The organism is Vreelandella xerophytica, from assembly GCF_968048975.1.
Genome location: NZ_OZ309106.1, coordinates 608,816 through 632,306, shown reverse-complemented (window position 1 = coordinate 632,306; position 23,491 = coordinate 608,816). Strand labels below are relative to the sequence as shown.

The 23,491-nt window shown below is 61.2% G+C and carries 19 protein-coding genes; 5 read left to right on the top strand and 14 right to left on the bottom strand.

Annotation, left to right across the window (positions count from 1 at the left end; translation table 11 throughout):
- The first annotated feature begins 35 nt into the window (after positions 1-35).
- Complete coding sequence (locus ACWF8S_RS02985) at positions 36-3,977, top strand: hybrid sensor histidine kinase/response regulator (RefSeq protein WP_447555342.1); 3,942 nt, start codon at positions 36-38, stop codon at positions 3,975-3,977.
- 73 nt (positions 3,978-4,050) lie between these two features.
- Here ACWF8S_RS02985 and ACWF8S_RS02980 read toward each other — a convergent pair whose 3' ends face one another.
- The 3 genes from ACWF8S_RS02980 to ACWF8S_RS02970 all read right to left on the bottom strand — a co-directional run bounded on the left by ACWF8S_RS02980 (position 4,051) and on the right by ACWF8S_RS02970 (position 7,617).
- On the bottom strand, positions 4,051-4,713 hold the full coding sequence (locus ACWF8S_RS02980) for a LuxR C-terminal-related transcriptional regulator (RefSeq protein ID WP_447555341.1): 663 nt from the start codon (positions 4,711-4,713) through the stop codon (positions 4,051-4,053).
- A gap of 236 nt (positions 4,714-4,949) precedes the next feature.
- Positions 4,950-6,899, bottom strand: coding sequence for an acetate--CoA ligase (gene acs, locus ACWF8S_RS02975; protein WP_447555340.1), 1,950 nt, complete (start codon positions 6,897-6,899; stop codon positions 4,950-4,952).
- 169 nt (positions 6,900-7,068) lie between these two features.
- Complete coding sequence (locus ACWF8S_RS02970; protein WP_447555339.1) at positions 7,069-7,617, bottom strand: SprT family zinc-dependent metalloprotease; 549 nt, start codon at positions 7,615-7,617, stop codon at positions 7,069-7,071.
- Between the two features lie 84 nt (positions 7,618-7,701).
- Between ACWF8S_RS02970 and ACWF8S_RS02965 the strand changes: the two genes are divergently transcribed.
- Positions 7,702-8,391 (top strand): YecA/YgfB family protein, encoded by a 690-nt coding sequence (locus tag ACWF8S_RS02965; RefSeq protein ID WP_447555338.1) that lies wholly within the window; start codon positions 7,702-7,704, stop codon positions 8,389-8,391.
- Between the two features lie 8 nt (positions 8,392-8,399).
- Here the strand turns inward: ACWF8S_RS02965 and ACWF8S_RS02960 are convergent, their stop codons facing one another.
- From ACWF8S_RS02960 to ampD, 7 genes are all read right to left on the bottom strand, one after another.
- Positions 8,400-9,518 carry a phospholipase D-like domain-containing protein gene (locus ACWF8S_RS02960; protein WP_447555337.1) on the bottom strand — a complete coding sequence of 373 codons (1,119 nt, stop codon included), beginning with the start codon at positions 9,516-9,518 and terminating at the stop codon, positions 8,400-8,402.
- A gap of 18 nt (positions 9,519-9,536) precedes the next feature.
- Complete coding sequence (locus tag ACWF8S_RS02955; RefSeq protein ID WP_447555336.1) at positions 9,537-10,253, bottom strand: class I SAM-dependent methyltransferase; 717 nt, start codon at positions 10,251-10,253, stop codon at positions 9,537-9,539.
- Complete coding sequence (gene tsaB, locus ACWF8S_RS02950) at positions 10,250-10,948, bottom strand: tRNA (adenosine(37)-N6)-threonylcarbamoyltransferase complex dimerization subunit type 1 TsaB (RefSeq protein WP_447555335.1); 699 nt, start codon at positions 10,946-10,948, stop codon at positions 10,250-10,252. Before tsaB ends, ACWF8S_RS02955 begins: the two co-directional genes overlap by 4 nt.
- A gap of 96 nt (positions 10,949-11,044) precedes the next feature.
- Positions 11,045-11,698: an adenylate kinase gene (gene adk / locus ACWF8S_RS02945; RefSeq protein WP_447555334.1), complete on the bottom strand. Its 654-nt coding sequence runs from the start codon at positions 11,696-11,698 to the stop codon at positions 11,045-11,047.
- Between the two features lie 199 nt (positions 11,699-11,897).
- Entirely contained in the window at positions 11,898-14,012 is a 2,115-nt protein-coding gene (gene aceF, locus ACWF8S_RS02940) for a pyruvate dehydrogenase complex dihydrolipoyllysine-residue acetyltransferase (RefSeq protein ID WP_447555333.1), read from the bottom strand.
- Positions 14,013-14,070: 58 nt separating this feature from the next.
- The gene (gene aceE / locus ACWF8S_RS02935; RefSeq protein WP_447555332.1) at positions 14,071-16,743 is read right to left on the bottom strand and encodes a pyruvate dehydrogenase (acetyl-transferring), homodimeric type; all 2,673 of its coding nucleotides are present in this window, start codon (positions 16,741-16,743) and stop codon (positions 14,071-14,073) included.
- 370 nt (positions 16,744-17,113) lie between these two features.
- Positions 17,114-17,710, bottom strand: a complete 597-nt coding sequence (gene ampD / locus ACWF8S_RS02930; RefSeq protein ID WP_447555331.1) for a 1,6-anhydro-N-acetylmuramyl-L-alanine amidase AmpD — start codon at positions 17,708-17,710, stop codon at positions 17,114-17,116.
- A 76-nt stretch (positions 17,711-17,786) separates the two neighbouring features.
- On the opposite strand from ampD, the gene nadC reads away from it, so the two are divergent.
- The gene (gene nadC, locus ACWF8S_RS02925) at positions 17,787-18,656 is read left to right on the top strand and encodes a carboxylating nicotinate-nucleotide diphosphorylase (RefSeq protein WP_447555330.1); all 870 of its coding nucleotides are present in this window, start codon (positions 17,787-17,789) and stop codon (positions 18,654-18,656) included.
- Here nadC and ACWF8S_RS02920 read toward each other — a convergent pair.
- On the bottom strand, positions 18,653-19,183 hold the full coding sequence (locus ACWF8S_RS02920; RefSeq protein ID WP_447555329.1) for an N-acetyltransferase family protein: 531 nt from the start codon (positions 19,181-19,183) through the stop codon (positions 18,653-18,655). The two genes, nadC and ACWF8S_RS02920, sit on opposite strands and share 4 nt — an antisense overlap.
- A gap of 125 nt (positions 19,184-19,308) precedes the next feature.
- On the opposite strand from ACWF8S_RS02920, the gene tsaA reads away from it, so the two are divergent.
- Complete coding sequence (tsaA, locus tag ACWF8S_RS02915) at positions 19,309-20,031, top strand: tRNA (N6-threonylcarbamoyladenosine(37)-N6)-methyltransferase TrmO (RefSeq protein WP_447555328.1); 723 nt, start codon at positions 19,309-19,311, stop codon at positions 20,029-20,031.
- On the opposite strand, the gene purC is transcribed toward tsaA, so the two are convergent.
- The 3 genes from purC to dapA all read right to left on the bottom strand — a co-directional run bounded on the left by purC (position 20,028) and on the right by dapA (position 22,700).
- Positions 20,028-20,744: a phosphoribosylaminoimidazolesuccinocarboxamide synthase gene (purC, locus tag ACWF8S_RS02910; RefSeq protein ID WP_447555327.1), complete on the bottom strand. Its 717-nt coding sequence runs from the start codon at positions 20,742-20,744 to the stop codon at positions 20,028-20,030. The two genes, tsaA and purC, sit on opposite strands and share 4 nt — an antisense overlap.
- 26 nt (positions 20,745-20,770) lie before the next feature.
- The gene (locus tag ACWF8S_RS02905; RefSeq protein ID WP_447555326.1) at positions 20,771-21,751 is read right to left on the bottom strand and encodes a lipoprotein, NlpB; all 981 of its coding nucleotides are present in this window, start codon (positions 21,749-21,751) and stop codon (positions 20,771-20,773) included.
- A gap of 64 nt (positions 21,752-21,815) precedes the next feature.
- Complete coding sequence (dapA, locus tag ACWF8S_RS02900; RefSeq protein WP_447555325.1) at positions 21,816-22,700, bottom strand: 4-hydroxy-tetrahydrodipicolinate synthase; 885 nt, start codon at positions 22,698-22,700, stop codon at positions 21,816-21,818.
- A gap of 260 nt (positions 22,701-22,960) precedes the next feature.
- On the opposite strand from dapA, the gene ACWF8S_RS02895 reads away from it, so the two are divergent.
- Positions 22,961-23,440 (top strand): peroxiredoxin, encoded by a 480-nt coding sequence (locus tag ACWF8S_RS02895; RefSeq protein ID WP_447555323.1) that lies wholly within the window; start codon positions 22,961-22,963, stop codon positions 23,438-23,440.
- The last annotated feature ends 51 nt before the right edge of the window (positions 23,441-23,491 follow it).

The window sequence follows — 23,491 nt, the reverse complement described above, 5'->3', positions numbered from 1 at the left end:
CAAGCCCATCGCACGGCTTATGGCAGGAGAAAGGCATGTTTCACGGCGGGCTTCTGGTGGCGGTCTCGTTACTGTATATCGCGGTGCTCTTCGGCATCGCCTGGTTTGGTGATCGCCGTGCGCGTATCCGCGGCGCCAGCCGTCGCCGTCCCATCATCTATAGCCTGGCGCTGGCTATCTACTGCACCTCCTGGACGTTTTATGGCGCGGTCGGCCAGGCCGCCACGGCGGGCTGGTCGTTTGCGAGTATCTTCGTCGGCCCGGTCCTGACGTTTCTGCTCTTCTGGCCGGTGCTGGCCAAGATGATTCGCGTGGCCAAGCACCAGAACGTCACCTCCATTGCTGACTTCATTGCCTCACGTTACGGCAAGACCCAGTCCCTGGCCGCCTTTGCAAGCCTGGTGGCACTGATCGGCACCCTGCCCTACATCGCCTTGCAGCTCAAAGCCGTTTCCACCACGTTCAGCGTATTGACCGAGACGCCGGCAGCAGGCTCCGGGGCGCTTTTTGGCGATACCGCCTTCTACGTGGCGATCGTCATGGCCATTTTCGCCATCCTTTTCGGCACCCGCCATACCGATGCCACCGAGCACCACGAAGGGCTGATCCACGCCGTGGCCTTCGAATCGCTGGTGAAGCTCTTTGCCTTTGTCGTGCTGGGTGCGTTCGTGACCTGGGGCATGTTCGACGGTCTGGGGTCCTTGATGCACCACGCCGAAAGCGAGCTTGCGCTGCAGCGCCAACTGGCCAATCAGGACTTCGGCCAAAGCTTCTGGGCACAGACACTTCTGGCGATGCTGGCCATCCTGTGCCTGCCACGCCAGTTCCATGTGACGGTGGTGGAAAACATCCATCCGGACGACGCTGCCAAGGCGCGCTGGCTCTTCCCGCTGTATCTGCTGGCGATCGCCTTTTTCGTGGTGCCGCTAGCCGCCGCGGGTCTTTACCTGTTCTCGGACACCGGCGTGGAGCCCGATACCTACGTGCTGGCCCTGGCGATGGCATCAGGGCATGAATGGCTGTCGCTTTTGACCTTTATCGGCGGCTTTTCTGCTGCCACCGGCATGGTGATCGTGGCGGCGGTCGCGGTGTCGATCATGATCTCCAACGAGATCGTGATCCCGGCGCTTTTCCGGCTGCGCTGGTTTGATACCAAGGCACGGGATTACGGTCGGCTGGTGCTGCGCGCACGGCGGCTGACGATCATTGCCGTGCTGGCCATGGCCTACGGCTTTTATCAATTGATTGCCGAGTTCACCTCCCTTGCCTCCATCGGCATGCTCTCCTTTGCCGCCGCGGCCCAGTTCGCCCCGGCGGTGATCGGCGGACTCTACTGGAAACGCGGCAACCGCCTGGGTGTCATCGTGGGCATGAACGCGGGCTTTGCCATCTGGGCTTATAGCCTCTTGCTGCCGGCCATGATCAATGCAGGCGTCCTCCCTCAGACGTGGCTTGCCGGCGGCCCCCTGGGCATCGCCTGGCTCTCGCCCACCGCCCTTTTCGGGCTGAATCTGGGGGACAGCTTCACCCACGGCGTCATGCTCTCGCTGGGGGTGAATCTCTTTTGCTACATCTTCGTCTCCCAAGTGAGTTCTCAACGGGTGGTCGAGCGCATTCAGGCCTCTCTCTTCGTCGATAGCGTCGAGACCCGCCAAACCTCGGTGAACCGCCCCTGGACCGGCGCGACCACCCTGGGCGACCTGAAAGTGCTCTGCGAGCGCTTCCTCGGCGCGGGCCAGGTGGCGCGCGCCTTCGAGGACTATGCCCGGCGTACCGGCAAGCCCCTGGATGACGGCATGCGCGCCTCCATCGACGTGATCCAGTTCACCGAGCGTTTTCTGGCTTCGGTGCTGGGGGCCTCCTCGGCGCGCATCGTCGTCAACTCGGCCCTTCAGGGCCGGGGGATCGGCATTTCGGATGTGATCTCGATCGTCGATGAAGCCTCCCAGGTGCTGGAGTTCAACCGGGCGCTGTTGCAGGCGACCATCGAGAACATCAACCAGGGCATCAGCGTGGTGGATCAGAACCTGCGCCTGGTGGTGTGGAACCAGCGCTACCTGGAGCTTTTCCGCTTTCCCGACCACTTGATCCGGGTCAGCGCCCCGATCGATCGCATCTTCCGCTACAACGCCCATAACGGCGAGTACGGCCCGGGCGACCCGGAAGAGCACGTCGAGCTTCTGATGGACAATATTCGCCAGGGCCAGCCCCACCGCTACGTGCGCTACCGCCAGGATGGCAGCGTGCTCGAGGTGCAGGGCACCCCCATGCCCGGCGGCGGTTTCGTCTATACCTACCAGGACATCACCCAGCAAAAGCACATCGAAGAGGCGCTGATCCGCTCCGAGAACAATATCCGTATCTACACCGACAACGTGCCCGCGCTGATCGCCTATTTCGACAAGGAAAGCCGGTATCTTTTCACCAACCGCGCCTACGAGCAGGCATTCAACATCGACCGTAACGCGGTGATCGGTCGACGCTTTGAAGAGGTTCTGCCGGTGAAGCAGGCCGAGGAGCGCGTCCCCTGGGTGAAGCGGGCGCTTTCCGGTGAGCGGGTAAGCTTCGAGGTGGCCATGCGCGTGGAGGCGCGCATGCGTTACATGCTGGTCACCTATACGCCGCACTTTGGTGACAGCCAGTCGATTCTGGGCTTTTTTGCGCTGTACCAGGATATTACCGAGCGCCGTCAGGCAGAAATCGCCCTGAAAGACACCAACGAAACCCTGGAGGAGCGGGTGCGCGAACGTACCCAGGCGCTCTCCAAGGCCAATGCGGCCTTGCGTCAGGAGAACCGGGTGCGTGCCGAGGCCGAACAGGCGCTCAGACAAGCCAAGCAACTGGCGGAAGACGCCAACGCCTCGAAGACGCGCTTTCTGGCCGCCGCGAGCCATGACCTTCTGCAACCCTTGAACGCCGCACGGCTGTTCACCTCGGCGCTGATGCAAAACGAGACAGAAAGCACCACCCAGCGCACCATCGGCCATATCGACAACTCGCTGCAGGCCGCCGAAGAACTGTTGGGCACGCTTTTGGACATCTCCAAGCTCGATGCAGGCGCCTTGACCCCGCGGCGCAGCCACTTCGCCCTGGCCGATATAATTCGCCCGCTGCGCGCCGAGTTCGACGTGATGGCCGACGAACGGGGGCTGGATCTGGGCGTGGTCCCTACCGCGGCATGGGTCGACTCCGACCCTCAGATGCTCAGACGCATCGTGCAGAACTTCCTCTCCAACGCCCTTCGCTACACCCAGCAGGGCCGCGTGCTGCTGGGTTGCCGCCGTCAGGGCGAACGGCTGAGCATCGAGGTGTGGGATAGCGGCCCGGGTATTCCCGAATCCAAGCTCACCGAAATCTTCCAGGAGTTTCGCCGGCTCGACCAGGTTTCGCGCCATAAGGAAAGCGAGAAAGGGCTGGGGCTGGGGCTTTCGATTGCCGACCGCATGAGCCGTGTGCTGGATCATCCGATCAAGGTGCGATCACAGGAAGGCAAAGGCACGGTATTTTCGGTCAGCGTGCCCGTGGTGGCGGCTCGCGAGGTGGCCGCGGCCACCAGCGACACCCCTCATCGCCGGGGCGGCAACAAGCTCGCCGGGACGCGGGTCGTGTGCATCGATAACGAAACCCTGATCCTCGAGGGCATGAAGGCAATGCTCAGCGGCTGGGGGTGCGAGGTCTTTACCGCCACCAGTATCGGCGGGGCGAAGTCTATCTTGCGTAACATGGACGGCGACCCGGACGCGATTCTAGCCGACTATCACCTGGATAACGAGGTGACCGGCCTGATGGCGCTGGAGGCGCTTTCTGAACGTCTGACCGGCGCGGTACCGGGTATCGTGATTACCGCCGACCGCACCGAGACCGTCGCCGAGGAGATCAAGCGCGCCGGCTACCAGCTGTTGCTCAAGCCGGTAAAACCGGCCGCACTACGGGCGCTTCTGACCCGCACGCTACAGGCAAGCCGCGCCAAGCCCTGAAGACGGCCGCATCCAAAAGAAAACCTCGCTTATGGGCACCATAAGCGAGGCTCTCTTGAAGATTCAAACGCAATCAGGATTCGACTTTCGGCGGCTCCACTTCGAGTTTCTGAGCGGCGATGACCGCCTGGGTGCGCGAGTGAACGCCAAGCTTGCGCAGGATAGCGGTCACGTGGGCCTTGATGGTGGCCTCCGACACGTTGAGCTCGTAGGCGATCTGCTTGTTTAGAAGCCCTTCGGTGAGCATGTTGAGCACGCGAAACTGCTGGGGGGTGAGCGAGGCGATCGCCTCGGCAAAGCGCGACTCTTCTTCGCTGGTCTCTTCCAGAATGCCCGCCAGCGCCTCGGGTAGCCATACCTCGCCTTGAAGGATTTCACCAACGGCTTCGGCAATGAGCTGGAGTGACGAGGATTTGGGAATAAAGCCCGACGCGCCATAGTCGATGGCGCGGCGCACCACGTAAGGTTCGTCGCTGCCGGAAACGACCGCCACCGGCACATCCGGCATCTGACCGCGCAGCTGGATCAGCCCGGAAAAGCCATGAGCGCCAGGCATGTGCAGATCCAGCAAGATCAAATCGGCATCGGGATGGCGGTTCACCACCTCGGTGGTAGCCTCCATGGTATCCGCTTCGACGATCTCTGCCTGGGGAGCCAACTGACGCAACGCCTGGGTAAGCGCTGCACGAAACAGCGGATGGTCGTCAGCGACGATAAACTTATGGGCTACTGCCATGATATTCCTCCAGTTCCTCGAGCGCGGGTAATCTCCGCCGCGATGGCTCGCACATACGGTTGAAGCATGGTACCCCATGGGCTTTAGGATTCAAAAGCTCCACCATGCACAATTTGTCATTGATGCGTCATGCGCCCGAAACAGCGGTGCCGGCTAATAGCCGGCACCCAGACGGTTTGAAGCTGCGCTTAACTTAACATAGCCTGCTGCGCCGCGTCCTTAATTCCCCTGCCCACTCAATGAGTGGCCCGATGCTCGATCAGATCGTCCACCACCGACGGGTCGGCCAGCGTGCTGGTATCGCCAAGCCCGTCGCACTCGTTGGCGGCAATCTTGCGAAGGATCCGGCGCATGATCTTGCCCGAGCGGGTCTTGGGAAGCCCCGGCGCCCACTGGATGACATCCGGGGATGCGATCGGGCCGATATCCTTGCGCACCCACTGGGTCAACTCCTTCTTGAGTTCGTCGGAAGCCTCGATGCCGTCATTCAGGGTGACGTAGATATAGATGCCCTGCCCCTTGATATCGTGGGGGAAGCCGACGACGGCCGCCTCGGCGACCGCGCTGTGCGCGACCAGCGAGGACTCGATCTCGGCGGTGCCCATGCGGTGGCCCGACACGTTGAGCACGTCATCCACCCGGCCGGTGATCCAGTAGTAGCCGTCCTCGTCGCGACGGCAGCCGTCGCCGGTGAAGTACATGTTGTCGTAGGTCGAGAAATAGGTCTGCACGAAGCGCTCGTGATCATTCCAGATCGAACGTGCCTGTCCCGGCCAGGCGTCCAGAATCACCAGATTCCCCTCGGTGGCGCCTTCCAGAATGTTGCCTTCGTTGTCCACCAGGGCAGGCTGGACACCGAAGAACGGCTGGGTGGCAGAACCGGGCTTGAGATCCGTCGCCCCCGGTAGCGGGGCGATCATGATGCCGCCGGTTTCGGTCTGCCACCAGGTATCCACGATCGGGCAGTTTTCGTTGCCGATCACCCGGTAGAACCACTCCCACGCCTCGGGGTTGATCGGCTCGCCCACGGAGCCCAGCAGGCGCAGCGAGTCGCGCGAGCTTGAATCCATGACGTTATCGCCGTGGGCCATCAGCGCACGCACGGCGGTGGGTGCGGTGTAGAGAATGTTCACGCTGTGCTTGTCGACGATTTCACCCATGCGGCCATGGCTTGGGTAGCTGGGCACCCCTTCGAACATGACCGTGGTCGCGCCGTTGGCCAGAGGCCCGTAGACGATATAGCTGTGACCGGTCACCCAGCCCACGTCCGCCGTACACCAGTAAACCTCACCCTCCTGGTAGTCGAACACGTACTGGTGAGTCATGGCCGCATACATCAGATAGCCACCAGTGGTGTGCTTGAGCCCCTTGGGCGCGCCGGTGGAGCCGGAGGTATAGAGGATGAACAGCGGGTCTTCCGCACCCATTGCCTCAGGGTCACACTCGGTGGACTGCTTGTCCACCAGCTCGTCGAACCAGATATCGCGCGTATCGTTCCATTCGATGTCACCGCCGGTGCGCTTGACCACCAGCACGTTCTTGCATACGTCGGTACCTTCACGGGTCAGCGCGGCGTCCACGTTTTCCTTCAGCGGTACCTGCTTGCCGCCCCGCACGGACTCGTCGGCGGTGATCACGAGCTTGGAGTCGGCGCCAATGACGCGCTGGGCGACGGCGTCCGGGGAGAAGCCGCCAAAGACCACCGAGTGAACCGCACCGATACGTGCGCAGGCAAGCATGGCCATGGCGGCTTCGGGAATCATCGGCATGTAGAGCGTGACCGTGTCGCCTCGCTCGATACCCAGGGACTTGAGCGCATTGGCAAGCTGGTTGGTGCGCGCGTAAAGCTCACGGTAGGTGATGTGCCTGGAGTCTGCGGGGTCGTCACCTTCCCAGATGATGGCGGTCTGGTCGCCGCGTTTTTCCAGGTGGCGGTCCAGGCAGTTGGCGGCTACGTTGAGCGTGCCGTCCTCGAACCAGCGGATATCGACGTTATCTCGTGAAAAGGACGTGTTCTTGATGGTTCCGGGCGCCTTGATCCAAGTAAGCCGCTTGGCCTGCTCGGCCCAGAAACCTTCAGGGTCGTCGATCGAACGCTGATACTGGGTGGCGTAAGTCTCTTTATCGGCCCATGCGTTGGCGGCGATGCTGTCGCGCACCGGATAGACGTTTTTATGCTCGCTCATGACATTGCCTCAGTCCGTGAAAATGCAATTTTTCGAAAAGATCACCAGCCTCACTGTTCCCACTACCGACATGGCTAATATTGACCTAGCATAAACCTACTTAAAGCACCTTCCTCTTAGACATTGGTATTAGCTAATTTGCCATAAAAAACAGTCGCTTAATGTCTCGTCACGTGTCATGACGAACAATGAAACGAAGTGGACTTTCACACACCCGACACCGGTAGCGCCGCCCCCTGGCGGCCTGAGCGTGGCGCTGAGGGGTGAAATAGTGGCTTTGGCAGGCGCACCGGTAGTGGTACGGACGGCGCTGGCTTTGAGCGATATCAAAGCGATGGGTGACGCTTGGCGTCAACGCGAAAAGCTCGCGCATCACGGTCTGCCACTCGCGCCCGTGGGGTTTCAGGCGCGGCCCGTTTTTCAGGTGAAAGACCAGCCAGTGGGCCATCTCGTGGGGGATGACCTCATCGAAATAGGCTTGGCGATTCTCCTTCATCAGTACCGGGTTGAAGCGCAGCCCGCCACGACCCAGGTGCGCCTGCCCGGCACTGGCGCCTTTTAGATCGAACCATACCTTTGGTGCGGGAAGCGTCGGATGCACCTCGCGACAGCGTGCCAGCGCCTCGGTGACGCGGGTCTGCGCCGCCTCGAAAAGAGCCGCTTGACTGAGCGCGTTCAACTGATCCAGTGGCCATGCGGGCAGTGGAGAAGTGCTCATTGATGATAAACTACCCTGATAGTGAGGCTCATGATTGTGGGCGATCACGCCGGATTTCTCAAAAACGAGTGAACGAGGGCTTTTATGGCAGAGCGCACCTTTGAACCGAGCGCCAACAACACCGAGCAGACCCCGCCCGAGCCACTTCTGGGCGACGAGGAGCTTGATCGGCTGGACGACTTTCTGGACTCCGACCGGGTAAACGAGGACGCGCTGGATCTGATCTCTGCCCACGGCTTCCTGGTGGCTCTGGCCGTGGCCCCCCGGGAACAGGCGCCCGACGTATGGCTCAACGAGCTCTTTCAGGGCGAGCCTGACTATCAAGGCGACGCCGAGCGCGAGCAGATCACCGCGCTTTTGACCGCGCTTCGTGACAACGCGGTGAGCGTTCTGGAGCAAGGCGGATTGCCGGAGCTTCCTTTCGAACTGACCCTGGATGGCATCGCCCCGGAGGAAACGCCGATCGGCGACTGGTGTGCAGGCTTCATGGAGGCAGTATTCAGTGACGAAAGCGCCTGGTTCCAGGATGACGAGGAAGCCGCAGCCACGCTGCTTTTGCCCTTCATGCTGCTTTCCGGGCTTTTCGACGACGAGCCGGACATGCAGGATCTTGCCGGCGATACTGCCCGACAGGAATCACTGGTGGCCCAGCTGCCGGAACTGATTCTCGATCTGTACCTTCACTACCGCGTCCCGCCCGAGACGCCCAAACCCAAGCCACGCCCCAAAAAGCCCGCCAAGGCTCAAAAACCGGGCAAGAGCCGAAAGCGCTGAATGCCGGGCTATTTCAAACGAATCATCACCGCGTCCAGAAGCCCGTAGAGCCACTCCTTGATGCGCTGTAGCCGGGGCCGCGCCGCCCAGGCCCGGGCATCCACTTCTTCGCTGGCGGCGAAGTTGCGCTCGAACAGCGCCTGTACCTGACAAGCCATCGCCTCAGACTCGATCTCCTGGTTGGCTTCCAGGTTGTAGTGCAGATTCCAGTGGTCGAAGTTGCACGACCCGATGCTGACCCAGTCATCCACCAGGACGAACTTGGCGTGAATGAAGGTGGGTTGAAACTCATAAATGCGCACCCCCGCCTTCAAGAGCGCCTGATAAAAGCGCTGCCCGGCGTAGCGCACGCCCGGGTGGTCGTGCTTGCTGCCCGGCAGCAGTAGACGCACATCCACGCCCCGCCGGGCGGCGCGCGCAAGCCGCCGGCGCAGGGAGAAGGTGGGCACGAAGTACGGCGTGCAGAGCCAAAGTCGCGTCTGACCGCGATTGACCCGCTCGTAAAGCGAGTGGCGAATCGCCTGATAGCGATAGCCCCGGGCCGGCATGACCCGCCCGGGTACGCCATCGGCAAACCGCGGCGGCGTGCGTCGGGCCACCAGTGCAAGCTTCGGGCTCTGCTTGGCAGGACGGGTCATCTTCGAGCGCCAGAGACGGCGAAAGAGCGCCTCCCAGTCCGTTACCGCCGGGCCCTCCACGCGCACGGCGATTTCATACCAGGCGTCCAGAAACTCGTCCACCGCGCCAAAGCCGCCGGTAAATGCTACCCGCCCGTCCACCACGACGATCTTGCGGTGATCACGGCTTAGATTGCGCGCCAGCGAGTGAAGGCCCAACGGGTTGAAAAACCGAAGCGCCACGCCACCTTTCATCAGACGCGCACGATCCTCCCGCCCAAGGCCCAGAGCACCGAAACCATCCAGCAACAGATACACCTTCACCCCCCGGGCGCAGGCATCGATCAACGCCTGGCTTAACCGGTCGGCAAGCTCACCGGACTCCATCAGATAAAGCTCGATGAACACGTAGTGCTTCGCGCTTGCCACCGCCTCCAGCATGGCGGGCAGAAAAACCGCGGCTTCGGGCAGCAGGGTAAAGCGGTTACCGTCGCGCCACATCGGCGACATAGCGACTCCTTGGGGCGATCAGCGAGCTTTGAGAGAGCGATGCACGTAAAGATCGTAGCGGCTGGTCTTGCCCAAAAGGGTATGGTTGGGCGCCGGCCCTTCGATCGGCGGCGCCTTGCGCGGGCGCTTGACCGCCACCCGGTGGGTGGCGACGTCCAGGGCCTGCTCCAGAAGCCTTGGCGCATCATCGTCGCTGCCGGCCAGCAACCGAAAAAGGCGCATCTCCTTCTTGACCAGTGCCGACTTCTCCCGATGAGGGAACATCGGGTCGAGATGAATCACCTCCGGGGGAAACGCGGCCTCTTTTACCAGCGTGGCAAGCGCTTGGGCGGCGTCGCCTTGGCAAAGGCGCATGCGCGCGACGATCACACCGATATGCGCGTCCCGGGCGGCGCGGGTCAGGCCGTCCTCCAGCAGTGCAGCAATCGCTGCGACCCGCTCGATCATCAACACCGGCGCGCCCAGGCTCGCCAGTACGAAGGCGTCGCGGCCAAGCCCGGCGGTGGCGTCCACGACACAGGGCGTCACCCCCTGGCTAAACCCGCAGGCCTTGGCCACCAGTTGGCCGCGACCACCGCCGAACTGGCGCCGATGCCCGGCCTTGCCCCCGATGAAATCCACGCTCAAGGGGTTGCCGAACGCCCCCGGGTCGCCGCCAAGCGACAGCCGGCCCTCGATTTTTGTCAGGGTCAGCCCGGCAGGTAGCGAAAGGCCCGCCTGTGCCTCAAGGTTCATGCAGGCTTTTTCCAGGCGACATCGTTGCGCAGATAGACCGGCTGCACCTCGACCGGCGCTTTCCCGCCCCCTTCCTGCAGGACGCGCATGCCCAGCCAGGCCATCTCCTCCGCCCGGGGCTCAAGATCGGTGAGGTGCTGAGTCATGCTTGCTTTCACCACGTCGTCGAACTGGGCCCAAAGCGTGAAGCCCGAGCCCACCCCGACCCAGTCGGTCCCGTACCCCGGCAGCGCTACGCTCGATGGCGCCACCACCGCTTCCTGGTTCAAAAGGCGCGGCGTATCCTGCAGACAGTGCCAGGCGGCGTTATACACCTCTCCCATACGTGCATCCAGAGCGGTGACGATATGGTGAAAGTGATAGCGCCGGTGCGCCTGAAGGGCCAGCGCTTTCAAGGTCGACACCCCCACCAGCGGGCAATCCAGACCGTAGGCGAGCCCCTGGGCCGCGCCTGCCGCAATGCGCAGCCCGGTAAACGAGCCGGGCCCCTGCCCGTAAGCGATACCGTCGAGCGCTCTCGGCGAGACCCCGGCGTCGGCCAGTACTTCATCGACCATGGGCATCAACCGTTTCGTATGCGCTCGGGGGGTATGTTCAAAGCGGGCCAGGCACTGGTGGGTATCACCCTCGGCGCGAATCAGCGCCGCTGAACAGCCACTTGAAGAGGCGTCCAGGGCGAGCAGGTATGACGGCATAACGACTTGACACTCCAACCAAGAAAAAAGGCGCGGTTACGCCTTGATGCGAAAGGCCCGCAGGCGCGGGCGCTTTGTCAGGATGAGCCGGCAGGCTCAGCTCAGGGCTTCTTTCACCTGACGGGTAATATCGGCGACGCTGCCCACCCCTTCCACGCGATGATACGCAGGTGCCGCCTCCGGGTCCTGCTCGGCCCACTGCCGATAATAATCCACCAGCGGTGCGGTCTGGTCATGATAGACCGAAAGACGGTTGCGCACGGTAGACTCCTGATCGTCTTCACGCTGAATCAGGGTTTCCCCGGTCACATCGTCCTTGCCCGGCTCCTTGGGCGGATTGTGGTCGATGTGGTAGACGCGCCCGGACGTCGGGTGTACGCGCCGCCCGGCCAGACGATTGACGATCTCTTCATCGGGGACGGCGATTTCCAGCACGTGGTCCAGCTTTACGCCACCTTCTTTCATGGCATTCGCCTGGGGAATGGTGCGGGGGAAGCCATCAAACAAAAAGCCGTTTTCGCAGTCGGGCTGGCTGATTCGCTCCTTGACCAGATCGATGATGATGTCGTCGGAGACCAGACCGCCGGTGTTCATGATCTCCTTGACCTTCAGGCCAAGCTCGGTGCCATCCTTGATTGCAGTGCGCAGCATATCGCCGGTGGAAATCTGCGGAATCTTGAACCGCTCGCAAATAAACTGGGCTTGGGTTCCCTTACCCGCGCCCGGGGCGCCCAACAAGATCAAACGCATGGCACTGCTCCTTGAGTTAACGATGTTTCGACATGAATAGAGGGACAATAACCGGGCCACCCCAGCGGCACAACTCTCCAAAAGCCTCAGAATGCCGCTTTTTTTCGATTGGGCCCGGCGGTCTTTTCCAAGCGGGATGGACGAAAACACAAACGGCGCCCATTTTCATGGGCGCCGCCAGTTCTCCGTCAACGCTGCATCAAAGCAGCAGGCGACGGATATCGGTCAGCACGTCGGCCAGAAACGCGGTAAAGCGTGCCGCGTCAGCGCCGTTGATGGCCCGGTGATCATAAGAGAGCGACAGGGGCATCATCAGACGCGGCTGGAAGGCAGCGCCGTCCCAGACCGGTTTCATCTGCGACTTCGACACGCCCAGAATCGCCACCTCCGGCGCGTTGACGATCGGCGTGAACGCCGTGCCACCAATCGAGCCAAGGCTTGAAATGGTGAAGCAGCCGCCGGTCATTTCATCGCGCTTGAGCTTCTTGCTCTGCGCTTTCTTGCCAAGCTCCGCCATCTCCTTGGCGATATCGATCAAGGACTTCTTGTCCGCATCGCGCAGTACCGGCACCATCAGACCGTCCGGCGTATCCACGGCAATACCGATGTGCACGTAGTTCTTCCACACCAGCGTTTCGCCGTCGCCCTTCAAGCTGACGTTGAACTGCGGGAACTTCCTGAGCGCAAAGGCGCACGCCTTGACCAGAAACGGCAACGGCGTAAGCTTCGCGCCCTGGGCTTCGGCTTCGGCCTTCATCGACTTGCGAAACGCCTCGAGCTCGGTGATGTCCGCTTCGTCGAACTGGGTCACGTGGGGCACGTTGAGCCAGCTTCTGTGCAGATTGGTCGCCCCCATCTTGAGCAAGCGACCCATCGGCTTCTCTTCCACCTCGCCGAACTGACTGAAGTCGACCTCGGGCACCGCCGGAATGCCCGTGCCGGTGCTGACCGCCGCGCCACCTTCGGCCTTGGCACTGCCCTCCTTGGAGAGCGCCTGCTTGACGTAAGCCTGCACGTCTTCTTTCAGGATGCGCTCTTTCGGGCCGCTGGGCTTGACAAGCTCCAGATCGACACCAAACTCGCGGGCGAGCATGCGCACCGCGGGGCCGGCGTGAACCAGCTTGCCATCACGGGGCTTGTGCGCCGCCATGGCCGCTTCGGGGCTCGGCGAGCCACCCGAACTCTGGCGTTTAGCGCTTTCGCCTTTCGGCTGCTCCTTGCTGGCCGCACTCGAGCTGCCCGATGTACCTTCCTTGGCGCCTGACTGGCTCTTCCTGTCGTCCTGTTTCTTGCTCGGCTTCTTGGCGTCGCTCTTGGCGGCCACCTCGATGATGGCGATCACATCGCCTTCAGAGACGGTATCGCCCTCCTTGACACTCATTTCGACGAGCTTGCCTTTATAGGGGCTCGGCACGTCCATCGAGGCCTTGTCGGACTCGAGCGTGATCAGCGCGTCTTCCTTGTCGATCTCGTCACCTACCGAGGCGGCCAGCTCGATGACCGGCACGTCAGAGGCGCCGGAGAGTTCCGGAACGCGTACTTCCTTGCGCTCGGTACCACCGCTCTCTTCGTCGTCATCCTCGTCGGCATCCTGGGTATCATCGGCGTCCTGGGTGTCGGCACTCGACGCTTGATCCTGCGTCTGCTCGGGCTCGCCGCCATCGCTTTCGCCCTGATCGCCGTCTTCACCTTCGATCTCGATCTGGCCGATCACGTCGCCTTCCGAGACGGTGTCACCCTCTTTCACGGTGAACGAGACCACCTTACCGGTATACGGGCTCGGCACATCCATCGAGGCCTTGTCGGACTCGAGCGTGATCAGCGCATCTTCGGCGGTGACGCTGTCGCCTTCACTGACCGCCACTTCGATGATCTCGACGTTTTCAGACCCACCCAGATCCGGCACCTTGATATCGACGGTCTGCTTGCCGACAGAGGGCTTGTTCGCCTTGGGGGCGGCCTTTTCTTGCTCATCCTGGCCGCCGGCGCTCTCCTTCTCGGCGTCATTCTGGCCGTTTGAAGGCGCGTCGTCCGCGGTTTTCTGTTCGGCGTCGTCCTGGTCATCGTCGCCGTCACCCTCGACTTCCAGCTCGAGGATGTCGTCGCCTTCCGAGACCTTGTCGCCCTCCTTGACCAGCACCTTGACGACCTTGCCGCCCTTGGGTGAGGGAACGTCCATGCTGGCCTTGTCGGATTCCAGCGTTATCAGGGCGTCTTCCGCTTCAATGACGTCGCCTTCTGACACCGCAATCTCGATGATTTCGACATCGGTATCACCACCGATATCGGGAACTTTGATGATTTCGCTACTCAAGGTCGCGCTCCTTCCAAATCGGATCGAGCCGGCAGGCTGACGCCTGCCGGGCTGCGGTTTAGCTAGTCAGCGGGTTGGGTTTGTTGGCGTCGATGTTGTACTTCGAAAGCGCCTCACCTACCAGCTTGCGGTCAATGTCGCCACGTTCGGCCAGCGAGCGAAGCGCCGCCACGGTCACGAAGTAGCGGTCTACCTCGAAGAAGTAGCGCAGTTTTACACGGGTGTCCGAACGACCGAAGCCGTCGGTGCCCAGCACGGTGTACTCGGAGGGCACCCAGGCACGCACCTGATCGGCATAAAGCTTCATGTAGTCGGTGGACGCGATGACCGGGCCTTCGCGACCTTCCAGACACTTGGTCACGTGGGGCTTGTTGGCCTCGGCGCCCGGGTTCAGGAACGCTTCACGCTCGAGCATCAGCGCTTCGCGACGCAGTTCGTTGAAGCTGGTCACGCTCCAGATGTCGGCGCCGATGCCCCAGTCGCTGGCTAGAAGCTCGGCCGCGGCTTCCACTTCACGCAGAATCGTACCCGACCCCAGAAGCTGTACGCGGCCCTTGTCGCCTTGCGTCTCGCGCAGAAGGTACATGCCCTTGATGATGTCATCGGTGGGCACGTCTTCAAGCTCGGGATGCTCGTAGTTCTCGTTCATGACGGTCAGGTAGTAAAAGCAGTTCTCCTTGTCGGTGAACATGCGCTTCAGACCATCCTGAACGATCACGGCGATCTCGTGGCCGTAGGTCGGATCATAGCTTCTGCAGTTGGGAATGGTGGAGGCCTGAATCAAGCTGTGGCCATCCTGGTGCTGCAGACCTTCGCCGTTGATGGTGGTACGCCCGGCAGTGCCGCCGACCATGAAGCCGCGCGCCTGCAGGTCACCAGCCGCCCAGGCCAGATCGCCAATACGCTGGAAACCGAACATCGAATAGTAGATGTAAAACGGCAACAGCGTCAGGTGGTTGTTGCTGTAGGAGGTCGCCGCCGCCATCCAGGCCGACATCGCACCCGCCTCGGTAATACCTTCCTCGAGAACCTGACCTTTCTGGTCCTCGCGGTAATACATGATCTGACCCTTGTCCATCGGCTCGTATTTCTGGCCTTCGGCGGTATAGATACCGAGCTGGCGGAACATGCCTTCCATACCGAAGGTACGCGCCTCGTCAGGGATGATCGGCACGACGTACTTGCCAAGCTTCTTGTCCTTGACCAGGCCGTTGAGCACGCGAACAAACGACATGGTCGTGGAGACTTCGCGCCCCTTGGAGCCGCCCAGCTGCGAGGCGAAGGTCTTGTCTTCAAGGCTCGGAATCTCGAGCGCTTCGAAGTCGCTTTGACGCGCCGGCAGATAGCCGTTCAAACGCTCGCGCTGCAGGTGCATGTACCGAAGCTCGGGAGAGTCCTCCTCGGGCTTGTAGTACGGCACTTCCTTGAGCTGCTCATCGGAAAGCGGAATGCCGAAGCGGTCGCGGAATTTCCTCAGCGCCTCGTACTCCATGCTCTTGACCTGGTGGGCTTCGTTGGCTGCTTCGCCATCGCCGCTGCCCATGCCGTAACCCTTGACGGTGTGCGCCAGAATGACCGTCGGCTTGCCGTTCTGGGTGTTCACGGCTTCATGGTAGGCCGAGTAGACCTTGAACGGGTCGTGACCGCCGCGGTTGAGCTTCCAGATATCCTCGTCGGAAAGATCCTTGACCATTTCCTCGGTTTCCGGGTACTTGCCGAAGAAGTGCTCACGGGTATAGGCGCCACCGTTGGCCTTGTAGTTCTGGTACTCGCCGTCGACGGCTTCGTCCATCCGCTTTTGCAGAAAGCCCTTCTTGTCTTTCTCGAACAGCGGATCCCAGTGACGGCCCCAGACGACCTTGATCACGTTCCAATCGGCACCGCGGAACACGCCTTCGAGCTCGTCCATGACGCGGGAGTTGCCGCGCACCGGGCCGTCGAGACGCTGCAGGTTGCAGTTGATGACAAATATCAGGTTATCGAGGTTCTCACGTCCGGCCAGCGAAATCGCGCCCAGGGATTCCGGCTCGTCGCACTCGCCGTCGCCCATGAAGCACCAGATCTTGCGGTCGTACATGTTCTTGAGCTCGCGGTGATGCAGGTACTTCATCACGTGAGCCTGGTAGATCGCCTGGATCGGGCCGAGGCCCATGGAGACCGTGGGGAACTGCCAGTAATCCGGCATCAGCCAAGGGTGCGGGTAGGAAGAGAGACCGTCGCCGTCGACTTCCTGACGGAACTTGTCCATCTGCTCCTCGGACAGACGCCCTTCAAGATAGGAGCGCGCGTAGATGCCCGGCGCCACGTGGCCCTGGATGTAGATCAAGTCGCCGGCGAAATCGTCTTTGGGCGCGCGGAAGAAGTGGTTGAACCCCACATCATAAAGCGTGGCCGACGACATGAAGCTTGCGATATGGCCGCCAAGCCCGGGATTTGCCCGGTTGTTGCGGATGACCTGAGCGATCGCGTTGTAGCGAATCAGCGAGCGGATACGCCGCTCCATGAACAGATCACCCGGCATCTGCGCTTCGCGATGAACCGGAATCGTATTACGGTGCGGGGTCGTCACCGAGAAGGGCACCTTCATGCCGTCCCGACGCATACGATCCGCCAGGCGGGTCATCAGGTAGCGGGCGCGATCTTCGCCCTCACGATCCAGAACCGATTCCAGGGATTCAAGCCACTCCGTGGTTTCGATCGGATCGAGATCTTCTCTTGTCTCCAGACTCATAGAGGTCTCTCCGAATGACGATAAATGACAATACGCCCGCTACCTTTTTGGGGATGGGGCGGCTGCGGCGATGAGCCGCCAAGGCCGGTATCGAGCCGAGCTTGCGTGTCTAACAGGATTTTTGTTCTACATTCAATAAGCTAACTATTCGATAAGGCACTGACGAATGTAGCCAAGCTACACAGGGGCCATGCATGTTAGCCTTTTGTATATAGAAGATACCGCAAAGTCGCTATTCTGCCAATTCCAGCGCTATGGAAATTCCATCCAAAACAGTATATTGCACCGCAACATAACGCTTTTGGAAGCCATTTCCAAACCCCTTCTTTATCTCGGCTGTAGTCAAACTACCGTTTTATCTTTAAGCGAATTAACCACTTTTGAACGAACAGCAAACATTGCTGCTTTTCAACAGCTGCTGGTAGCAGGCCCAGTCGAAACATGGCCCCGGATCATCTTTTCGCAGCGGGGCAACATGGGCATGGCTTGTAATGCGGGTGGCGTCCAGATCCGGATAGCGCTGCATCAGCCAATGCGTGAGCGCTACCAGGACGTGATACTGGGCACGGGTGAACGGCGTTTCACCGTCCCCTTCAAGCTCGATGCCGATGGAAATATCGTTGAGCGCTTCGCGCACGTGCCCAAGGCGCGGGTCACGCCAGCGCGAGCGGCCCGCGTGCCAGGCGCGCTTGTCAGTGTCGACAAACTGCACGCATTCGCCGTCGCGGTGAATCAGAAAGTGAGCAGACACGCGAAGATGAGCGATCGTCTTGAAAAACGGATGCCCTTGCGCCTTCAACGTATTGGTGAACAGCGCCTCGATCGCCGGGCCGCCGAACTCGCCGGGGGGCAGGCTGATGGCGTGAATGACCAAAAGCGACACCTCGCCGGCCTCTCGCTCGTCACAATTGGGCGAGCTGAGCTGGCGCGCTTGCGGCCAGCGGCCGTCAGCACCGGATTGAATCACGTAAGCATCTCCTCTAGGTTCGAGACTCGATTTCACTATAATGCGGCTTATACATCAGCCCCGAGACGACACCGCCATGCCTTATCAAAACGCTCTTGCCGAAGAAGTCCGCGAAAGCGTCGCCCGCCTGCTGGCAGAAGATGTGGGCGCAGGCGACATTACTGCCCAGCTCCTCCCCGACACCCAGTGGATTACCGCCCGCATCAGCACGCATCAGAGCGGGGTGCTTTGTGGGCTCGCCTGGGTCGACGAGATATTTCGCCGCCTGGATAGCCGAGTGACCCTGCGCTGGGAAGCGGCCGACGGTGACACCATCACTCCCGAGCACCCTTTTCTGGAGCTGGAAGGGCCGGCGCGCAGCCTGCTTGCCGGTGAGCGGGCGGCGCTGAATATCCTGCAGACCCTGAGCGCGACGGCCACCACCACCCGCGCCTACGCGGATTTACTGGAAGGCACTCAGGCCAGGCTTGTGGATACCCGCCAGACCCTGCCCGGCCTGCGTCTGGCCCAGAAGTACGCCGTCACCTGTGGCGGCGGTCACCACCACCGCCTGGGCCTCTGGGATGCCTTCTTGATCAGGGAGAATCACATCGCTGCCTGCGGCGGTATTCAGGCTGCCGTGGCCAAGGCCCGCCAATTGGCTCCAAAGCTTCCCGTCGAGCTGGAAGTGGACACCTTCGAAGAGCTTGACCAGGCCCTGGCCGCCGGTGCCGATATCGTCTCGCTCAATGATTTCGAGCTGGAAGACCTGCATGTGGCGGTGGAGGTCAACGGCGGCCGGGCGACACTCAATGCGTCGGGCAACGTGGATGCCACAACGCTTAGAGCCATCGCCGAGACCGGGGTGGACACCATTTCCTGCGCCGCGCTCACCCGGGATATCACCTCGATCGATCTTTCCCTGCGCATCACCCAGACCTTCAGCGTCCAGGCGCCAGGCAGCTAGGTTTCAACGGCGCTCAGCGCTTTACTCATTCGGTAGCGCTTGAGCCATTGGCCGCCGCGCTCCACCCACTGCTCGCCGTGGTTCTCGAAGCCCCGACGTTCAAGGCGCTCATGAAGCACCAGGCTTGCCTCGATCTCCACCCGGCTTACGCCCTGTTCGAGCAACAAGCGCTCGGCATGGATCAAAAGCGTGCTTCCGATGCCGCGCCCGGCAAGCGAGGGCCAAACGTAGAGGGTGACGATGCGGGCGTTCTTGCCGTCAAGCTCCAGAAATCCCACGCAGCGCCCATCGCATACCGCCACCAGGGTGGTATAGAGCGCCTGGCGCGCCGCCCAGGCACTGGCCTCGCGAGGCAGCGCCCTGGCCCAGGCTTCGCGCTGGTCCGTCGAATAGTGGCTGGCCGCACCTTGCATCACGGCGTGGTAAAACACCTCCGCCTGGTCCGGCGCATCACGCATCAGGGCCTGGCGGTAGGTAATCCGGGCAGCGGATGCTTTTGGCGTAGAAAGCTCTTGTGTTGTCGACATGCACCACCTCTACGCGAGAATTGTCTCAGGGCCGGTTTCAAGATCGCTCTCGGATTATCCGGTCGCTCGGCGCGAAACGCCTCGCTGATTTATACTGGGCATCTATCTCAGCACAAGGCCACGTGATGCACAACGCCTCGCTCTTTTCATTGACGCCCCTGGGGGTGGTGGAAAGCGACTATCCCGACAAGTTCGGCATTCCTCGCCAGCCGGGGCTGGCGCCCGCTGCCAGGGCGAGCCTGGTGCTGCTGCCGCCTTACAACGACCCTCTGGCGGTGCGAGGTCTTGATGCGTTCAGCCATCTATGGCTCAGCTTCATCTTTCACCAAAGCCCCGAGCGCTGGTCACCTCTGGTGCGCCCCCCCAGGCTTGGCGGCAACCAGAAGGTCGGCGTATTCGCCAGTCGCAGCACCCACCGCCCCAATCGCCTGGGGCTTTCGCTGGTCACGCTGGCCGGTATCGAACTGAAAAACGGCGTGCGCCTTCACCTGGACGGCTGCGACCTGGTCAGCGGCACCCCTGTCGTGGATATCAAGCCCTATCTGCCCTGGGCCGAGGCCCGACCGGAGGCGAAGGCAGGTTTTGCCCCCGAGCCCCCCTCGCTCAAGACGGTGGTCTTCAGCCCGGCCGCCCTTGCGGCCCTTCGCCAGCGCAAGGATCACGCATCGCTTCATGCGCTTATCGAACAGGTGCTCAGTCAGGACCCGCGCCCGGCCTATCACCCGGCCAGTCAACGCGTCTACGGTGTGCGCCTTCGCGATGTGGACGTCAAGTTTTGCGCCCACACAAACGACGCCACCACCCTGGAGGTGGTGGCGATCGAATCAATCGAGGGGCAGCGCTATTAGGCGGGGAAGGTGATTCCCAGGCGGCGGCCGACCTCTTCGTAGGCCTCGATCACGCCGCCCAGGCCCTGGCGGAAGCGATCTTTATCCATTTTCTCGCGGGTATTGGCATCCCACAGACGGCAGCCGTCCGGCGAGAATTCGTCGCCCAGTACCACCTCATCCTTGAAGATGCCGAACTCGAGCTTGTAATCCACCAGCAGCATGTCGCCCTCATGAAAGAGCTGCTTGAGCACCTGGTTCACCTTGAAGGTGAGAATCTTCATCTGGGCCAGTTGCCTGGGGGTTGCCCAGCCAAAGGTTTCTGCCAGCGACTCGTTGATCATCGGGTCGCCTTTTTCATCATTTTTCAGAAAAAGCTCGAACGTGGGCGGGGTGAGCTCACGGCCCTCTTCTACGCCAAGGCGCTTGACCAGCCCCCCGGCGGCGATGTTGCGCACCACACACTCCACGGGGATCATCGCCATCTTCTTCACCAGGCTTTCAGTGTCGGAAAGCTGCTTTTCGAAATGGGTAGGGATCCCCGCCTCTTGCAGACGCTCCATGATGAAAGCGTTGAAGATGTTGTTCACCATGCCCTTGCGAGCCAGTGACTCTTTCTTTTTACCGTCAAAGGCGCTGGTATCGTCCCGAAACGTCAGGACCAGCAGATCCGGATCATCGGTGGTGTAGACAGATTTTGCCTTACCAGCATAGAGTTCTTGACGCTTTTCCATGGGGGCTCCGAAAAAGTAGTAATACGTTAGCGCAAGTAACCGGAAACGCGTTCGAGAAGCTCGCGCTGATCACTGTCACTGAGTTCGCGGTCGCTTTCATTGATCGCCCGCAGTACGCTCTGATCGCCCTGCGGCTCGAGCACCAGCCGTATTTGCTGAGTCATGCGGCGAACGTCGCGGCTGAAGACCACCTGGATCGGATTACGACCCTCTTCCGAGGCGGTCATGTAGTTGACCAGAAACGCATAGTCCTGTGGTGACTTGTCGATCAGCTCGCGGCGGTTTTCTACAGTGAAATCCATCGTCAGGTAGTGTTCAAGCTCGGCCCACACACGCTCGGCCGGCTGCGGAATGGCCACTTCCCACTCGCCGTCTTGCTGGCGTATCTGCAGGGTACGTTCGCTGGACAGACGCTGGGCGTTCCAGGACGAAGCGCTGGCTGTGGCGCTGCGCGCGCCCAGATACTCTTCCAGCGCGTCCAGACAGCTGCTCTGGACCTGGCCACCACGCTCGCAGCGCACTTCACTGCTGCCCGCCCGCAGCGCACTTTGCAGTGACAGCGTTGCCTGAGAGGTAACGATCACGCCCTGGTTGACATCACTTTGCTGGATACCCAGGCCACGGCTTTGAGCGAAGGCTTCAAGCTGGGGCCAGACGGCACCGGTATTGGCGGCCACCACCAGCCAGGCCTGATTTCCGACCTGACGGCGCTCGACGTAATCAGGCTCCAGCCCGCTGCCAATCGACAGCGACGGCGGAGCCGAGATATCGGCTGCGCGCTCGACCCGGCTGCCTTGAAGCGATGCCTGGGGCACTGGCATGGCATCGTTGTAGCGCTGAGCGTTGCGGCTCTCCGGCAGCACCAGCGGCGGTGCCGGGGCTACGTCGGTGTAGTCCAGGTTGCGATCGTGATAGTAACCATCGCGTGCGCAACCGGCCAGAGCTACTCCCATCACCAGTGCCAGCGGTATCCATTTCAGCGCGGGTCTTTCAAGCACAGAGCTCATCAAGCCACCTTAAGTCAACAGTTCAATTACCCGGCCTTGGCCGGGCATTCAGGGTCGGGCACCGTTACTCTTCAACGATGCCTGCCAACTGCAGCGCTTCACTAACAGTGGCGTGGTATTTTTCCGAAAGCCAGGTCAACGGCAGGCGAATGCCCGCTTCCATGTACCCCATGCGATTGAGCGCCCACTTTACCGGAATCGGGTTGGATTCGACCCCCAGATTGGTATGCAAAGGCATCAAACGCGTATTGATCTGGTGGGCTTTGTCGGCATCACCCGAGACCGCGGCAGCGCATAGCTCGTGCATCGCTCTGGGTACCACGTTCGCGGTGACCGAAATATCGCCATGGCCGCCCATGAGCATGAAATCGCAAGCGGTGGCATCGTCGCCGGAGTAGAGCATGAAGTCGCTCCCCTTGAGCCGTGCAATTAGATCTTCCGCGCGCTCAAGGTTCCCGGTGGCGTCCTTCAGACCGATAATATTATCCACCTCGGCCAGGCGGACCACGGTTTCGTTGTAGAGATCCGAACAGGTGCGTCCCGGCACGTTATACATGATCACCGGCAGCTTGCTGCCCTCGGCCACGGCCTTGAAGTGCTGGAAAAGACCTTCCTGGGTGGGCTTGTTGTAGTAAGGGCATACTGACAGGCAGTAATCCGCCCCGACTTCGCTTGCGTAGCGGGCAAGCTCCACCGCTTCAGAAGTAGCGTTGGCCCCGGTGCCGGCGATGACGGGAATGCGCCCGTTCACCTCTTCCACCACGCTTCGAATCACATCGAAATGTTCGGCAAAGGACATGGTAGTGGGTTCGCCAGTGGTGCCCGCCGCCACGATACCATCCGTACCGTTGTCCAGGTGGAAGTTCACCAGGCGACGTAACGCCTCCCAGTCGATGTCGCCATTAACGTTCATTGGCGTCGCCAGGGCGACAATGCTGCCTGTGATCATCCGTTTACTCCTCACCTGGTAATCGTGTACACATCATGTTGAATGGTTCGGCCCGCCGCGAGGCACGTTGAAGCGGCCGCGCTCTGTCGTCCGGACAGGCGCTTTCACGAGGCAAATGGTACTCAGCGGATTCGAGCCTGTACAGCGTAAAGCGCGGCGAGTTTGCCTCGGGCGGCACGCCGACGGCTTTAGCGAGCTTTGACACACCGCGCCAAGTTGCGTGTAATCAAGCGCCAACCCCATTTGAAAGGAGCTTCTTCATGGCCGTGGAACTTGGCAAACCTGTCCCCGACTTCAGCGCCCCCGCCACCGGCGACACCACCGTGAGGCTTGCGGATTACCAAGGCCGGCAGGTGGTCATCTACTTCTACCCCAAGGCCAGCACGCCGGGCTGCACCACCGAAGGCGGCGACTTTCGTGATCACAAGGAGGCATTTGCGACCGCCAATACGGTGATTATCGGCGTGTCCCGCGACGGCCTGCGCGCCCAGGAAAACTTCAAGACCAAACAGGCGTTCAACTTCGAGCTGATTTCCGACAAGGAAGAGGCGGTATGCACGCTCTTTGATGTCATCAAGCTCAAAAAGATGTACGGCAAGGAACATCTGGGCATCGAGCGCAGCACGTTCTTGATCGATAAGGAGGGCGTGCTGGCCAGTGAATGGCGCGGCGTCAAGGTGCCCGGGCATGTGGAAGAGGTACTGACCAAGGCCCAGGCGCTCAACCAGGCTAGTGCCTGAACCACCAAGACAGCCGCGCCCGCCATACGTACAAAGCGCAATCGGCGGGCG

What these genes read in the sequence shown, in the direction of transcription:
- ACWF8S_RS02985 (WP_447555342.1), top strand. Translation starts at nt 36, where the DNA reads ATGTTTCACGGCGGGCTTCTGGTGGCGGTCTCGTTACTGTATATCGCG.
- ACWF8S_RS02980 (WP_447555341.1), bottom strand. Translation starts at nt 4,713, where the DNA reads ATGGCAGTAGCCCATAAGTTTATCGTCGCTGACGACCATCCGCTGTTT.
- acs (WP_447555340.1), bottom strand. Translation starts at nt 6,899, where the DNA reads ATGAGCGAGCATAAAAACGTCTATCCGGTGCGCGACAGCATCGCCGCC.
- ACWF8S_RS02970 (WP_447555339.1), bottom strand. Translation starts at nt 7,617, where the DNA reads ATGAGCACTTCTCCACTGCCCGCATGGCCACTGGATCAGTTGAACGCG.
- ACWF8S_RS02965 (WP_447555338.1), top strand. Translation starts at nt 7,702, where the DNA reads ATGGCAGAGCGCACCTTTGAACCGAGCGCCAACAACACCGAGCAGACC.
- ACWF8S_RS02960 (WP_447555337.1), bottom strand. Translation starts at nt 9,518, where the DNA reads ATGTCGCCGATGTGGCGCGACGGTAACCGCTTTACCCTGCTGCCCGAA.
- ACWF8S_RS02955 (WP_447555336.1), bottom strand. Translation starts at nt 10,253, where the DNA reads ATGAACCTTGAGGCACAGGCGGGCCTTTCGCTACCTGCCGGGCTGACC.
- tsaB (WP_447555335.1), bottom strand. Translation starts at nt 10,948, where the DNA reads ATGCCGTCATACCTGCTCGCCCTGGACGCCTCTTCAAGTGGCTGTTCA.
- adk (WP_447555334.1), bottom strand. Translation starts at nt 11,698, where the DNA reads ATGCGTTTGATCTTGTTGGGCGCCCCGGGCGCGGGTAAGGGAACCCAA.
- aceE (WP_447555332.1), bottom strand. Translation starts at nt 16,743, where the DNA reads ATGAGTCTGGAGACAAGAGAAGATCTCGATCCGATCGAAACCACGGAG.
- nadC (WP_447555330.1), top strand. Translation starts at nt 17,787, where the DNA reads ATGCCTTATCAAAACGCTCTTGCCGAAGAAGTCCGCGAAAGCGTCGCC.
- ACWF8S_RS02920 (WP_447555329.1), bottom strand. Translation starts at nt 19,183, where the DNA reads ATGTCGACAACACAAGAGCTTTCTACGCCAAAAGCATCCGCTGCCCGG.
- tsaA (WP_447555328.1), top strand. Translation starts at nt 19,309, where the DNA reads ATGCACAACGCCTCGCTCTTTTCATTGACGCCCCTGGGGGTGGTGGAA.
- purC (WP_447555327.1), bottom strand. Translation starts at nt 20,744, where the DNA reads ATGGAAAAGCGTCAAGAACTCTATGCTGGTAAGGCAAAATCTGTCTAC.
- ACWF8S_RS02905 (WP_447555326.1), bottom strand. Translation starts at nt 21,751, where the DNA reads ATGAGCTCTGTGCTTGAAAGACCCGCGCTGAAATGGATACCGCTGGCA.
- dapA (WP_447555325.1), bottom strand. Translation starts at nt 22,700, where the DNA reads ATGATCACAGGCAGCATTGTCGCCCTGGCGACGCCAATGAACGTTAAT.
- ACWF8S_RS02895 (WP_447555323.1), top strand. Translation starts at nt 22,961, where the DNA reads ATGGCCGTGGAACTTGGCAAACCTGTCCCCGACTTCAGCGCCCCCGCC.